Consider the following 14,885-nt stretch of genomic DNA (forward strand, 5'->3'; position numbering starts at 1 on the left):
CTAACGTCGCGAGCGTTAGCGAAGCGGACGCGTGCGCAGGCTTACGGAGTGGATAGAGTTTCCCGGCAGAAAAACTACGTATTTACACATAGAAACGCGATCTCTAGCGTGCACCATCGACATCCCGTCCCGCTCCGTGTCTGACCGTTGGTCAAACGGAGCGTGGTCGAGACGGACTCCATTCAAGAAAATTGCTCCCGCGGTCGCTCCAAACACCTCGCGTCAATAGTTCTCGCCAGGGTGAGCGGGCCACGCCCGAGCCACCATCTCGGAGGTAATCGTGAAACTTGGTCTACTACGAACGCCCATTGCTCGGTTTTGGCCCGCGCTGCTGGCCTCTCTTGCGTTGCTCAGCGCTGGTTGCGCCGAGGAACGCGCTCCCATCAACCAGGTGCAGCCAAACGCGCTAGCGAAGAGCTTCTTCATCGGCGAGGACCTTGCGAAGCCCGCGGACGACCCCGAGTTCTACTGGCGAAACTTCGTCGTGGATGCGTCGGAGTCCCAGGAACTCATTGGCATCGGGTCCTGGAGTGGCGTCGACCGCATCCGTTGGGAGATCACCGAGACCCAGCTGATTGCTCGCAAGGCCTACGGCATCAGCGAGGGTGGGGACGACAAGGGGCAAGCCACCAACGGCACCATCGTTGCAATCTATCCCATCGACAAACACTTCGACATCACGCGTGCCTATAACCCCTCCACTGGAGAAGAGCTGAACGTACTCGAGGAGAACACAAGCGACAGGCCCTGGAACGAGCGCCAGTTTTTCCGGGTGGATTGGTCGATGAACCAGGTCGAGACGCCACAGTGGAACGACATGTTCGTCGGCAAGGTGTTCGGTGACCTCGAGTTGACCAGCATCGCCTACTACGTCAGCGACCCGGAGAGCCCCGACGCGCCACATTTCGACACGGATGAGGGCTACTTCGACGTCACGAGCAAGTTCTGGGTGGCTCCCGCCACGACGGACTCACCCTTTTCGGATCTCTCGGGCAAGGTTCCGAGCTGCCTGGTTCTCGGCATCACGACGGGTAACGCGGTCAACAACTGCGATCCCCAAGAAGCTGTGATCCGCTCGTCGTACTGGCGCGTGGACCAGGTGGACCCGGATCAGGACTTCGAGCCCTTTGAGAACAACCAGGCCGCGCTCGACATCGTCAGCAATCCGGGTGGCATCGGCGACAGTTTCAGCGTCGGTACAGTGACGCCGCCGCGCATCGAGTGGGATCCTCAATACGGATACACAGACGCCGGAATGCACCGCTACATGAACATCCACAACATCTGGCAGCAGAGCCACCAAACGCGCGGCAGCTGTGAGTCCAACGCTGACTGCCAGGGTGGAGGCGAGTGTCTCGCGTCGGGTGCCTGCAGCGTGCCGTGCACATACGACGCGCGGGGTGACAACGATCACAATGGCACCGACGACCAATGTGAAAACGCGGCGACAGGCTACTCGGGCTCGAGTGGCTCCCAGTGCAGTTCGCGTAACCGTTGCACGATTCCTTATCGGGACCGCGAAGTGGCGCCGGTCGCCTACTGGGTGAACCCAGAGACACCAGCCGGTTTGCTCGACGAAGTCGGGGCTGACGGCAAGGTCAGCAAACAAGGCGCTACCGAAGACCTGATCTACTCGTGGAACCAGATGTTCGAGCAGGCCGTGGCGCACGCGCGCGAGGTGGAGTGCCGAAACACCGGCGCCGGGGACCGCCAGAGCTGCGGCGATCAGTACTTCGCTGCAGGCGAGATCGACATGATCGGCTACGGGGGCTGGGGTGTGCCGAAGGTCAAGGAGATGCCCGACGTACTCGTGCTCTGCCACAACCCGGTGCGCAACTATGATCCCGAGACTTGCGGTGCCGTGGGGAAAACAGCTCGAGTCGGAGACGTTCGCAAGAACTTCCTCTTCTACTGGCCCTACGAGTCAAAGGCCCCGTGGGGCGGCATCGCGAACTGGAACGCGGACCCGCTCACTGGTCAGATCATCGGTGCGTCGGCGACCACAATGGGTCGTTCGGCTACATTCGCTGCCGCGCGCGCTCGTGACATCATCATGGTCGCAAACGGAGAGCTTGATGTGACGGACATCACCGACGGAGTCCCGGCGGAGTTGTTTCAGAAGCGACTCAGGGATGGTCGGCTCCCAGCATCCTATTCGGAGGCGGAGCTTGCCGAGCGTGTCGACAGCATTGATGCGGCCCACGCGGCGAGCGAGATCGCGCCCAAGCTGGACACGGCAGACTTGGCGAAATCAGTGCGCGAGCGCCACGAGATGATCAAGCAATCGAAGGCGGGGCTGGCTCCAAGCTCCACCGCAGCGCTGGAGATGGACGCGATCCTAGGGAATCTCCGCGGGAGCCAAATCGAGGCGCAACTGCTCGACCCAAGCTGGATGGTAGATTCCGTAGGGATTTCACCCAACGCTCAGGTGAGCGACGCGGCTCTGGAGATGGCGTCACCGTTGCGCGGTAGCGACTATGGATCCGTCGAGCAGTTGCTCCAACGCGTCGACCTGGGGATGCAGGCGCGTGGGGTATGCTTCGAGGATGCGATCGGCAGCGGCGTCGGGAACCTCGACACCCAAGGCGTCGCTCGCTACTTCAAGCAGAAGTACTCCGATGAAGCGCTGATGAACGGCTTCGAAGACCTCGGGCCGAACGCTTCACCAGAGGCGCTGTCGAAGCGTCGCGGGGAGCTAATCTACAACGACTTGTGGGTGGACACTTACAAGGGGATCGCGCTCCACGAGATCGGTCACTCCCTCGGGATGTTGCACCAGTTCGCCTCAAGCTACGACTCGGTCAACTACAACCCGCAGTACTGGCAGCTGCGTACCCAAGAGGGGGCGGCAGCGAAGAGCTGTGCGGGTCAGCCTCGCGCGGGTGATGTCTACAGCGCAGCAGCCGACGACTGCATGGGGCCGCGCTACCTCGATCCCGAGACCGACGATGAGCTTGGGCAAGGAGCGGAGTCGCGACCAGGGATCAACTACTTCGCCAATACATCAACCATGGAGTACCAGAACGAGCGCTTCTTCGAGAGTGTTGGGCTGGGGCAATATGACCGCCATATGGTCGGTGCGCTGTACGGGCGCGTGCTCGAGACGTTCGACGCGGACGCCCCGGATGGGTTGAAGCAAGACGAACAAGCGTCGTTCGCGTCGCGGCACTGGAGTCAGCTGCCGGACGAGAACCTGGTGTACTTCGAAAGCGAGTTTGGCTTGTTCGTCCAGAGCATGCACTACACGGAGCAAGCGCGGCGCATCAAGCTGTTCGACCCTTCACGTTGCCGTGAGGCAACAGATGAGGAGAAGCGTCACGCGGAGTGGCGGATCGTACACGGTAAGGTTTGTATGCCTGCACCGAGGGACCACGCGGCATGGCGAGACTTCCAGGACGGACCGGCCGTCGAGGGAGACTATATGTCTCCCAAGGTGCGGGTAGACGCGAACGTGGGGGCAGCGGCGGGCAACGTGCGCTGGCCCTACCGCTGGGGTGTCTCGAGCAACTCATATGTGCACACCAATCCTTCGGACGCTGGAGCGGACGTCTACGAGGCGACGCTGGAAACAATTCGGAAGTTCGAGTCGTCCTATGTCTTCAACTATTTCCGCGCGGGAAATCGTAACTGGTACTATCAGCGCCTGCCATCTCGCACTGCGAGCTCGTTCTTCGAGCGTTTGCGTGCGACGCACTGGTCCATCGCCAACACGAACGCGCGCTACGCGAGCTTTGGTGAAGCGACCTTCCAGCAGATCGCGAGCTCGGACGACTGGTGGCGGCCGTACATCATGGCGGAGCGAGCGATGTTTGACGCAATCGCGCGGGCGCTGCTCATGCCCCAACCAGGAGAGTACCGATCGGCCGGCATTCCAGCGGGCTCCCAGGGCGCGGTGTTCGACCTGGTCGACTTCTCGAGCTTCCCCAAGGCGTTTGATATCGACGCGAGCAGCGGTCGCTACATCGATCCCGACTACAACAGCGATCCCGACGGTGGCGGTTCTTGGCAGTACCAGGAGTGGCCGAACCGCGCCGGCTTCACCGTGGAGAAGGCGGACGCAGCCAAGGCACTCACCGACAGTCGCCCGGTGCTGTTCACGATCGCCCGTGAGAACTACCTCGACGGTCGAAACACCAACGTCAATTTCCGTAGCGATATGCCGCTGGCGGTGGATCGCCTGATCGGTGGTGTGCTTGCAGGTGACTGGGAGAGCGTTGGCCTCTACGTGCCGAATGGTGAGACGGGGGTCGTCGATCCGGTCTCCACTGATCTCAGTGCAGAGGAGCCCGTTCGGCCCACCTCGGCGAAGGTCGTGGCACCGAACCTCGGCTACAAGCAGCAACTGGGCGTGCTCACCTGGGCGTACTCCTTCGCTCGGCTTGGGACCGATCTAGCGCTCACGAACAAGCTGCGGGTGTGGATCAAGGGGCAACTCGGCGAAGCAGAGATCCCCGATTCCCAGCAGATCCGCTTCTACAATCCGGAGAGCGGTCTCACCTACGTGGCGCGGCTGTTCGGGCCCGATCGTGTCGTCGGTCGCGACATCGACAGCGGGATTGCCTCTCGCATGCTGCGCACCGCCAACACGTTGCTGGGGCGCGCCTACCAAACAGAGCCCGAAGGGGGCGCGAGTGACGGTTCGGAAGAGCCCACGTTCGGTATGCCCAAGCTGGTGCTGGACGCAGACGGCTTCCCCATCGTGAAGAGCCAGAACGCCCTGCTCGAGCTGCGGAGGTACATCGGGTTGTTGGACGCGGCGGTCCAGATCGCGAACCTGGTGGGATACGGACCGCTCGACGGCGTGCCGCACGACTTCGAGTGAGAAGCGCACCGGGGCGACCCCAGGGGGCCGAAGCGGGCCTCTGGGGCGCCCCGCTCCTCTTACGTCGGCGGACACACGGCTGTTTGGTGTTTGGAACCGTCAGCTGAATTGCCCACGCTTGGCGCGTCCGCGCGTCCACGGTGTGAGAAGTGCGCGCGAAATCGCTGTGGAAATACGACATCAAATGCGCTGCAGGCACAGACGCCCGGAAAGCATGGACGGTTCTTCTCACGCTGGGCTACCCACATGGAATCACCATGCCGCCTGCGTCGACGCCTGCTAGCCTCGCAGCATGCGTCGACTCGCGAGTGCCTTGGCTGTGTTGCTTACAACGGTTGGATGCTCCTCGGTATCCAACAATCCTGACGATGACTCCAGTGGAGGTTCCGCGGGGAATGAAAGTGGCGGCAGCGGTGGCAGCGGCGCCGCTGGGGGTAGCGCAGGCGCCGCGGGGAGCGGTGGGGTAGGCGCGAGCGGCGGCGTGGGAGGCAGCGCAGGCGCCGCGGGAAGCGCAGGCACTGCTGGAAGCGCAGGCACTGCCGGCAGCGCTGGCACTGCCGGAAGCGGCGGGGGGATCTGGTCGCCGACGCCCGGCACCAGCTGGCAGTGGCAGTTGACCGGCACCTTGGACACCAGCGTGGACGTCGCGATGTATGACGTCGATCTCTTCGATACCGACGCCTCTGCGGTGCAGTCGCTCCACGCGGCCGGACGCGTCGTGATTTGCTACTTCTCCGCGGGGAGCCGCGAGGACTGGAGATCTGACGCGAATCAGTTCCAGGCTGCGGACTACAAGAACCCTCTAGACAACTGGCCGGGGGAGACGTGGCTCGACGTGCGCTCGAGCAACGTGCGCTCGATCATGCAGGCGCGACTCGACTTGGCGGTGACCAAAGGCTGCGACGGGGTCGAGCCCGACAACGTCGATGGCTACTCGAACTCGAGCGGCTTCCCGCTCACCGAGGCTGATCAACTGGACTACAACCGCTTCCTCGCCAGTGAGGCGCACGCGCGCGGCTTGAGCGTTGGCTTGAAGAACGCCCTCGACTTGGTCCCGCAGCTGGTCGGCAATTTCGACTGGGCGTTGAACGAGGAGTGCCTGAGTTACAACGAGTGCTCGGCGCTCGCGCCGTTCATCAGCGCAAACAAGGCCGTCTTCCACGTCGAGTACGTTGACAACCCGAGCGAGGGCAGCGCCAAGCTCGGCAGCGTGTGCGGTGACGCGACGACCAGCGGGTTCTCCACGCTGGTCAAACAGTGGGATCTGGACGCCTGGCGGCTCGCCTGTCCCTGAGCCACGCATGCTCTTTGGCCGCGCGTCTCCTTCAGCCGCGCGTTTCTTCGCTCCGATTCTTGCAGCGCCCGCGGCGGTTGGCGCGGGCGCCTGAGGTGGCTCAAGCCGGTGGGTTCGGATCGATTTCGACCACTGGGGGCACCAGGAAGTACACGTCCCGTGAGTCGAGCACGGTGATGCCATCACCGACGACCTCCAGCGTTGCCTTGAACAGCTGAGGTTCTCCGGTCGGAGGAACCGTCGCGTTCTGCTTCACGACGATGTCGAAGCAGACGCGGGTTCCCGGTGTCACCGCTGAGAACGTGTCGAGGTAGCTATCGCTGTTGGTGTCCACCGCAGGCAGCGCCACACAGCCGCGCGCCGGATCGCCATTGGGGTTCGCCTCGAGATGATCCACGAAGGACGAGAAGGTCTCCACGCCGTCCGCAGGATCGTCAACGAAACGCACCGTGACCTCGATCGGAGTCTGATCCGCGAGGATCTGGATTTGATTGACCACCGCGTCGCTGATGGCGGTGCCGGGGTTCCAGCCCGTTACGAGCGGATTGCCCGCGCCGTCCACCGCGCCCGTATCACGAGCGATTGCCTGGAGGGTGCTGAGGCCGTTCCCTCCGTTGACGTGGATTCCGATCACCTTCGCCTTGCGGTCGGTGGCAGCGCTGATGAACTCGGCGTACGTCGGCGCGTGGCCGCCGATCGCTCCGTCGTTGTAGTTGTTCGGGGCCACGCTTGGCCCATTGTGGGACTGAGCATCGGTCATCATCACCAAGATCGGTACCGAATCCGGGCGGAAGCAAGGGTAGCCCCAGTGCCCCGCCGGGCAATCGGTGCGCGCCGGGAGCGAACCGCCGCTGGGTAGACTGACGCCCGGGAGCCCCGCGCCGCTGACCGCGGAGTACAGCGCAGGTACGTGGCTCTCCGGCACGTCTTCACCGTTACCCAGGCTGAAGGTGTTGACTGCGCTTTGGACCGCGCCTGAGTCGACGGTCAGGTCGGCGACGTTGCGGTAGGCGTAGTCACCCCAACTCTTGTTTCCGTAGCCTCCAGCGGGGTAGTCGCGGTTGTCTCCCGCGCCGAACCACACGTCGCTGATCACACCCCGCACGCGATCGATGAGCCCCGAGGTGGGCGTCGACACGCCAGCCTTGAGGCTGGTGATGGCCGCGTTCATGGAGTAGGTCGTGTCCATCATCAGATAGACGTCTGCCTTGCGGATTGCCGTGGCGAAGTCGAGGGTGTCGCGGGGCGGCGTGGGCAGCTCTTGATAGGGTTCGAGGAAGACGAAGTTTCCGTGGCTCTGGGGATTCGAGTTCGGGTCCGTCGGGTCGCCCTGGCAGCTCGGATCGCCCCCGCAGGCTTCGACTTCGACCAGGTCCGTCGTGCCATCGCCGTCGGTGTCGGACTTCTTGGGGTCGGTGCCGTAGAAGGTCTCTTCCTTGTCTCCGAGCCCGTCGTTGTCGCTGTCCGGGTCGAGATAGTCCGGCGTGTCATCGCCGTCGGTGTCGACCGGCTTGGTGGGGTCTCCCGCCTCGTCCTTGTCCAGTAGCCCGTCGTTGTCGCTGTCGGTGTCCAGATAGTCTGGCGTTCCGTCTCCGTCGGTGTCCCGGTTGTCAGCGCGCCCCTCGATGCTGTCGTTGATGCCGTCTCCGTCGCTGTCTTCCTTGGCGTACGGATCGAGGTCGCTGTCGAACAGCGAGCTGCCGCCGCTGCTGCTGTCGCCGCCGGCGTCCTGCGTTCCCCCGTTGCCGCCGTTGCCGATGTGGCTGCCACCCCCTTCAGCGACGCCTCCCGACTCGCCTGCACTGCAGGCTACTGGCCACCACATCGCTGCAGCGAGCGACAGGATTCCAAGGGAGGTTAGGCGGCGGGAGGTGCGAGGGGAGAGGGTCCGCATAGGGTACATGTGGGGGGCAAGCGGACGTTTGGTCAAGCAAGATCCGCGAGCCAACCGAGCGGCGGACCTCCCCCCAAAAAAACCATTCAGCGACGCCACACTAGATTTCGCGGTGCGTCTAACGAGCAGTTCCGAGATTCGCCCAACAAATCCACACGGCGCTGCGCGTACCCGCGCGGATGCGCGCTGCGATCGACTGGCGCTGCGGTTCGACCGGACTAGTCGCTCAACCCGACGCGTCGGCGCGCTTCCAGGCATGCGGGGCCGCGCAACTCGAAGTCGGCGCACGCGGTGGGGCGCTCTGCGTAGTGGCGACAACGGTAGCCGACGTCCGTCACTTCTAGCGCCACGCAGCGACCGCCAGGACGAGGTACGAACAAGACATCGCCTTCCTGCTCCACCAGCTCCAGGTGCCGCTTGGCAAAGCTGTCGGCAGCGCTGAGCTCCACGCGATGAAAGCCTTCCCGACAACACGCACCACACGCCGCACACTCTTCGTCGGCGAAGCGGGGCTCAAACCGTTCGCAGGCCGCATCAGCGGCTTGTGGCGAGAGCACCGGCTGATCGCCGCGCACCGCGCTGCGGGTGCACTGAGCCTCCCACAGCCAGGTGCACGCGCCGCAGGTCAGCGTCGGGTCCCCATGCACGGCTACACCCAACGCATGGAGCGCCTTGGTCTGTTTCCATAGGGAATTGTTGTCTGCGAACGCACGCGCGGCATCGGCGATTTGCTTGGTCGCAGTCAAGGCTCGGCGCAGGGGTTCGCTCCAGGGGCCCTGGGTCGCACGCTGGTAGCCGAGCCTCGCTCGTTCGATGCTTGGTTCGTCCTCTGGGTGCGTGGAGCGCAACGGATCGCTGCCGAGGGAGTCCCAGTAGGGCCGATGATCGGTGGTGACCCCGAAGAACCCACGCAGACCGTACTCCGCAGCCAGGGTCGCTTGCAGTCGGTGACACGCCTGTTCGAGCAGCAGATCGCGCTCGTCGTCGTTCTGCATGCCCCAGTCTTTCGCGCGCAGGCCAGCGCTCCCCGCCACCAAGGCGTGACAGAGCTCGTGGAAGATCATCTGCGCCAAGCTGTCGTCTGGGTCGAAGTGCTCACCGTGGCAGAGCGTCAGGGTGCCCTGGCCGTCGAATGCGGCGAATACCTCGGCGCTGCGTTCCAGGCGGTAGCCGAGCTCATTCAGCAGACCGACCCACACGACCTCCAGCGGATCGCGATAGGCGTACTGAATCGTGCGCTGGGACACTGCTTTCGCTCGCGAGGGCACCGCACGCTGCGGCGCTGGGCCAAACCAGCTTGCGCCACTGCAGCTGGCGACTGGTCAGGGGTGCGGAGGGCCTCGCTGGCGGCTCCGCGGCAGAAGCCGCGGAGCCGGTCGGGGCGAATGGATTCGAACCATCGACCCCTTGACCCCCAGTCAAGTGCGCTAACCAGACTGCGCTACGCCCCGGACTCCTTCGGATCGCACCAACCCCAAGAAAAACCTAGGATTTGCTGCGATTTCGAAGGTCCCAGCGAGGGTGAGCGGAAGGTAGTCGAATGTTCTGCCTTTGCAAGAGCGATCGCCCGCCAGGTGACGTTTTCCTCTGACCGCGGCCCGCGGTACTGGGTCACGCTTTGCGCGGGCCAAGCCCCGGAGGACTGAGGGGAGGGATGTTGACCTCCATGCGCTCGGACGCGGGCGGCGCCGTGGGGAGCGGTGTCTTGGTAGCCTTGGGAGCTGCACGCTGAGGGCCAAGCCGGGCCAGATGTCGCGCCAAGCGCCGGTAGAGTTGGCTCGAGAGCTCAGGGTCCGCAGCGCACACTTCTTGGAAATCGTCGGCACGAAGTCGCAAGAGCCGCGCATCGGAGCGCACCTGGGGCAGCGGGTCGCGACTGTTCACTTCCACCAGCGACTCAGGGAAGAGCAACGCGCCGGCGCCCACTTCACGGCCCTCGGCGAAGCGCACGATGCCCTCGAGCACGATGTACGCGACCAAGTCGTTGGTCACGGCACGCGGCACGATCTCTCCCTGCTCGAGTTCGATCTCCACTCCAGCCGAGAGCGTTGCCAGCACCAGCGGCAGGGGTAATCCTGAAAGCAGCGGACTCGAGCGCGCGCCTTCGAGGTCTCTCGCAGCGAGGCCGCGGTCGCTGCCAGGACGCCGCACGAAGCGCTCACCCACAGCGACAATCACCGCCGTGGAGTTGTCTTTACCCAGCACGCCGGCGGTCTCCACCAGCGCCTTCGCAGCCTTGCGCGGCGCGCCTCGCCGAACGAGCTCCGCGAGTCGCGCTTCGCTCTCGATCTGGCCGTGCACGCCATCGCTGCACAGCAGCAGCCGATCCCCCCGGTCGAGCTCAACGAACAACGTGTCGACGGTCACCGTGTCCTGCAGTCCAACCGCGTTGAGCAGCCGATTCTGGGCCGTGGGCTTGGCGCCCGCGTGCACCGCGCCGCTCGCCTTGAGTGACTCGAGCTGGGCGTGATCTTGCGTGATCTGCAGCATCGCGTTGGCGCGCGCCAAGTACATGCGACCGTCTCCGGCGTGCGCCAGGAAGGCGCGATCGCGCGCGAGCCATGCGATGTCCAGCGTGGTGCCCATGCCAGTGAGTTCAGGGCGCTTGGTGGCTTCTTCGCGCACGCGACGGTTCGCGCGCTCGACCGCTTGCTTCAAGCACGCGAACACCCGTCGCCGTGCGTCCAGGCCTGGCTTCGACACGTAGGCTTGGATGATGCGTTGAGCGCGTCCACCACGGATCGCGCTCTCCACTTCCTCGAGGGCGAGCTGCGCGGCGACTTCGCCTCCCGCATGCCCTCCCATCCCGTCCGCCACCGCGAACAGCGAGATTTCCGGCAGCACGAGGTGCGCGTCCTCGAGCGTCTCCCGACGACGCCCCTGATCTTCTGCCACCCCGAAATCGATTCGGAAGTCGAAGTGGGGCACGATGATCGTCACGACCACACACGATACACCTGGTGAGCGCGAGTGTGCTAGACGCCCGCCGTGCCTCAGCGAGTCCTGGCTTTCGAGACGTCCACCCGGCGCGGGTCTTGCGCCCTGTGGGAAGGCGACCGCTTGGCCTGGGGCGGGAGCCACGAGCGCCTCAACGCACATGGTGAAGAGCTGCCGAAGCTGCTGGAACAGTGCATGGCGGAAACAGGCTGGAGCCGCGGGAGCCTCGATCGCATTGCGGTTGGGATCGGCCCCGGATCTTTCACTGGGCTGCGTGTAGGCATCGCACTGGCGCAGGGGATCGCGCTGGGGCTCGGCCGGCCCCTCGTCGGCATCGGGTCCCTCGAGGCGCTCGCCGCTGAGGCGCCGGGGGTGCTGCGGGTGGCGTTGATCGACGCGCGCCGGGGCGAGCTGTTCGTTCAGGCGTTTGACCCAGGTGGTCAGCCGCTGCACGAACCCGTCGCGAAGCCCCGCGCTGAGGTCTCCGATTGGGTGCTCAAGCAGCTCACGGAAACGCCGCAGTGGCTAGGTGAGCCCGCGTCGGAGCTTGGGCTCGGCGTGTCCACTGCGCTGCCCGAAGCCGTCCGGGTGGCCGCGCTGGCGGTTGGGCGCGAGGCGCAAGCTTTCGAGCCGCTCTACGTGCGCGCAGCCGACGCAATCAAGCCTGATTTGCCTCCCAGTCCCCTCGGTTGAGCGGCGTTCGAAGCAGTAATGCTTTGGTTCTGAAGCGAGTTTGCTCGTAGCATCCCGCCAACCATGGATGGCTCACCCGACGTCTTGGATCAGGAACGGCTGCTCTCGCGGTTTGGCCGCCGCTTCGGCGCTGGCGAGGTGATCTTCAGCGAAGGGGATGCGGCGACCCACGCCTTTTTGCTGCAAGAGGGCCGGGTCCGCTTGATCAAGCGCGTGGGTGCGGTCGAGCGCAGCCTGCGCGTCGTGCGTCCAGGCGATCTGTTCGGGGAGTCGGCTCTGCTCCAAGGTGCGCCGCGCAACTCGACGGCCGTCGCGCTCAGCGATGGCGCGGTGCTCGCTCTGGACCATGACACCTTCCAACACGTGCTCAGCTCGAACCCTGCAGTTGGCACCCGCGTGTTGCACCAGCTGATCCGCCGCCTGCGAGACGCCGAGGATCAAATCGAAATCCTCATGCTGCGGGACTCGCAGTCCAAGGTAGTGGTCGCGCTGCTCAAGCAAGCGCAGCACGCCCTCGGCAGCCGCGGGAGCCCGGATGGCAGCGTGAATCTCAGCGTTTCCCCACTGGATTTGTCGGTGCGGGTTGGTCTCGACGTGGACACGGTGAAGCGCACCGTGCAGCAGCTGCGCGAGGCCGGCTATGTGAGCATCGTCGACGAGAGCATCGAGATCCCGGACGCCGAGGCGCTCAGGGAGCTGTACAACCTGCTGGGCGTGAAAGATCAGATCCGGGGCATGGCGCCCGAGCCCCGGCGCTAGAACTACTGGACATGCGTTGACGGGTTCCGGGGCGTGCGCTAATCGCCAAGGCGTCGCATGTTCACCCCTTCACGTCAGCTCCCGTCGACGTCGCCGGTTTTGGATCGGGGGGTGAGGCGCGGCGTTCGCTCGCTGAGAGCGCTCGTGGTCTGCCTGGTTGCTGCCATCGCACTGACCGGTTGCCCCGGGTCCAACGGACCGGCGACGGCGGACGACGCGAAACGCTCTCAGTCTGAGTACGACGTGGCTCGCGATCTCTGGCTCAGCCGTGGGCAGCCACGCGCAGCATTGGAGCATGCGCTCGGTGCGGTGGAGCTCGACTCGGAGAACTCGGAAGCGGCGCACCTGGTGAGTCTGATCTACCTGCAGTTCTGCGCCGCCGCAGAAAGTGGGGAAGCAGATCCCAATGAGTGTCGTTTAGCAGAGGCGGAGAAGTTCGCGCGCCTAGCCATTGCTCACGACAAGGACTACCGCGACGCCAAGAACACACTCGGTGTCGTCCTGGTGCATCGCAAGCAGTACGCCAAAGCGGTAGCCGTGTTGAAGCCTCTGACGGAAGACATCCTGTATCAGAGCCCCGAAAAAGCCTGGGGAAACCTGGGTTGGGCGTACTTGGAGTGGGGAAAACTGGATCCCGCGATCGACGCTCTGCAACGCAGCATCGCCGCGCAACCCGACTTTTGCGTCGGCCACTACCGCCTGGGGTTGGCGTTCGAAAAGAAGCGCGACTTCACAGCGGCGAACGGTGAGTACACCGCCGCGCTCGAGACCGAACATGAGGCGTGCAGCGGCTTGCAAGAGGCGTGGCTCGGCCGTGCTCGATCACGCATTCGGCTCAAGCGAGAGTCGGACGCGCGCACGGATCTCGAGCGGTGCATGAAGCTCTCGAAGCGCACCCGAGCCGGGAAAGATTGCAGCGCGCTCCTCGGAAACATGGATTAGGCTCGCCCACCGCTAGATGGAGTCGGAGAGCGTCGGTCAGTTTCTGCGCAAGGCACGCGAAGCGCGGAATATTAGCCTCGAAGAGATTTCGAGAGCCACGCGCGTTCCTGTGCTCAGCGTCGAGCGAATCGAGGCTGATCAGTTCGATGAGCTGCCTGGAGAGGTCTTCGTTCGCGGCTTCCTGAAGTCCTACGCTCGCGCCCTCGATCTCGAACCGGACGAGGTGTTGGCTCGTTACACTGCGAGTCGCAAGGTCGCGTGGGTGACCCCACTCCCGTTGACGAGCCCCGGCGGTTCCGGGAGGAGTCGACGCTTCGGTGTAGCCATCGCGTTCGTGCTGCTCCTCATCCTCTTCACCTTGGCGCTCAGCATCGTGTTGAAGCCGCGAGAGCACGATGTGCCGCAGGAGCTTTCACGGCTCAGCTGCCCGGCTGCAGCGGCTCCCATGGGCCAGCTGCGCTCGCTCCCCGACGAAAATTCGGCAATTCTGCCGCTGTTTCCTGGCTGAGGGCGGCTGACGGCCGCGGTCGTGAGCAGGCCGATGGAGTTTCCCTCGCTGGTCCTCTGTTCCTTGGATCCGCAAGGATTCGGTGCGCGGCGGGCCCATGCGGTCAGTACTGAGCTCGGCCGAGCAACGGTGGGAGGCTCGGGGGGCTTTCGTTCGGCCTTGCGTAGCTCCAGAGATCACGCAGTGGCTGGTTCGCGTGGCTTTGATTGCTCGTTTGCGTGCGGAAACGCTGGTTGGTCGCGATCGCCAGAGGGAGGCGCGTGATGGCGATGCGGAGCGCCCGCGGGCGCACTGCGCATCGCTCCGCCGCGCTGCTCTTGCACTCTCGGGTGCTGGGGGAGGCCGATCTGATCTTGCAGTTTTTTACGCGGGACTATGGTCGTATCAGTGTGATCGGTCGCTCCGCTCGCAAGAGTAGAAAGCGCTTCGGTGGGGCGCTGGAGCCGTTTCACCAGCTGAGCGTCGAGTTTGACGACCGAGGGCCCGACGCGGAGCTGGGTGTGCTGCGGGACGCGACGGTGCAGCTCCCGCGAGTGGGGATCGTGAAGCACCTCGAGAACTTGGAGCTAGCGGGTCGCGGGCTGGCTTGGGTGCGCCACGCCCTGCCGCCTCGCACACCCGAGCCCGCGGCGTGGCGGGCGTGTGGCACACTGCTCGATGCGCTGAACAGCAGCCCGCCTGACGTCGCGCCCCGAGTCCTGGCGGAGTTTGGTTTTGACCTTTGCGAGTGCCTGGGCTGGGCACTCGAGTTGGATGCTTGCGTCGTCTGCCGCCGACCCTGTCCAGAAGGCCAGTCTGCGGGGATCAGCCCAGCTCGAGGTGGCGTGGTCTGTCGTGAGTGTGGCGGGGCGCAGCGAGTGCTGCGCGGGCCGACGCGTATGCGGTTGATCGGCCTGGGGCGAGGGGAACACCTGGAGACGGAAGACGCTGAGTCCGTGATCGCCCTGGTCGAGGACATTTTACGCGCGCACGCCGGCTTGGATTGAGCGGCGCGCCGCGCCTCGGAACTTATCCAAGAAGTCGACCAGCCGGGGAC

Annotated in this window: 10 protein-coding genes and 1 tRNA gene; 7 read left to right on the plus strand and 4 right to left on the minus strand. The window is 64.6% G+C overall.

The features are described 5' to 3' along the window. The first annotated feature begins 280 nt into the window (after positions 1-280). Positions 281-4,822: a hypothetical protein gene (locus H6718_33035; protein MCB9590284.1), complete on the plus strand. Its 4,542-nt coding sequence runs from the start codon at positions 281-283 to the stop codon at positions 4,820-4,822. Positions 4,823-5,114: 292 nt separating this feature from the next. After that, positions 5,115-6,116, plus strand: coding sequence for an endo alpha-1,4 polygalactosaminidase (locus H6718_33040; GenBank protein MCB9590285.1), 1,002 nt, complete (start codon positions 5,115-5,117; stop codon positions 6,114-6,116). A gap of 100 nt (positions 6,117-6,216) precedes the next feature. Here the strand turns inward: H6718_33040 and H6718_33045 are convergent, their stop codons facing one another. The 4 genes from H6718_33045 to H6718_33060 all read right to left on the minus strand — a co-directional run bounded on the left by H6718_33045 (position 6,217) and on the right by H6718_33060 (position 10,950). Further along, on the minus strand, positions 6,217-7,941 hold the full coding sequence (locus H6718_33045; protein ID MCB9590286.1) for a hypothetical protein: 1,725 nt from the start codon (positions 7,939-7,941) through the stop codon (positions 6,217-6,219). A gap of 287 nt (positions 7,942-8,228) precedes the next feature. Beyond that, the gene (locus H6718_33050) at positions 8,229-9,257 is read right to left on the minus strand and encodes a YkgJ family cysteine cluster protein (GenBank protein ID MCB9590287.1); all 1,029 of its coding nucleotides are present in this window, start codon (positions 9,255-9,257) and stop codon (positions 8,229-8,231) included. 129 nt (positions 9,258-9,386) lie between these two features. Beyond that, positions 9,387-9,461: transfer RNA gene (locus H6718_33055), tRNA-Pro, on the minus strand. A gap of 160 nt (positions 9,462-9,621) precedes the next feature. Continuing rightward, positions 9,622-10,950, minus strand: coding sequence for a protein phosphatase 2C domain-containing protein (locus tag H6718_33060; protein ID MCB9590288.1), 1,329 nt, complete (start codon positions 10,948-10,950; stop codon positions 9,622-9,624). Between the two features lie 48 nt (positions 10,951-10,998). Here H6718_33060 and tsaB point away from each other — a divergent pair, with 48 nt between their 5' ends. The 5 genes from tsaB to recO all read left to right on the plus strand — a co-directional run bounded on the left by tsaB (position 10,999) and on the right by recO (position 14,835). Further along, positions 10,999-11,640 (plus strand): tRNA (adenosine(37)-N6)-threonylcarbamoyltransferase complex dimerization subunit type 1 TsaB, encoded by a 642-nt coding sequence (gene tsaB, locus H6718_33065; GenBank protein ID MCB9590289.1) that lies wholly within the window; start codon positions 10,999-11,001, stop codon positions 11,638-11,640. Between the two features lie 63 nt (positions 11,641-11,703). Then, entirely contained in the window at positions 11,704-12,399 is a 696-nt protein-coding gene (locus H6718_33070) for a Crp/Fnr family transcriptional regulator (protein ID MCB9590290.1), read from the plus strand. A 57-nt stretch (positions 12,400-12,456) separates the two neighbouring features. Continuing rightward, complete coding sequence (locus H6718_33075; protein ID MCB9590291.1) at positions 12,457-13,341, plus strand: hypothetical protein; 885 nt, start codon at positions 12,457-12,459, stop codon at positions 13,339-13,341. 16 nt (positions 13,342-13,357) lie between these two features. Next, entirely contained in the window at positions 13,358-13,849 is a 492-nt protein-coding gene (locus H6718_33080; GenBank protein ID MCB9590292.1) for a helix-turn-helix domain-containing protein, read from the plus strand. 263 nt (positions 13,850-14,112) lie between these two features. Further along, the gene (recO, locus tag H6718_33085; protein MCB9590293.1) at positions 14,113-14,835 is read left to right on the plus strand and encodes a DNA repair protein RecO; all 723 of its coding nucleotides are present in this window, start codon (positions 14,113-14,115) and stop codon (positions 14,833-14,835) included. Positions 14,836-14,885 lie beyond the last annotated feature (50 nt).

It is taken from the genome of Polyangiaceae bacterium (assembly GCA_020633205.1).
Classification (GTDB): Bacteria; Myxococcota_A; Polyangia; order Polyangiales; family Polyangiaceae; genus JAHBVY01.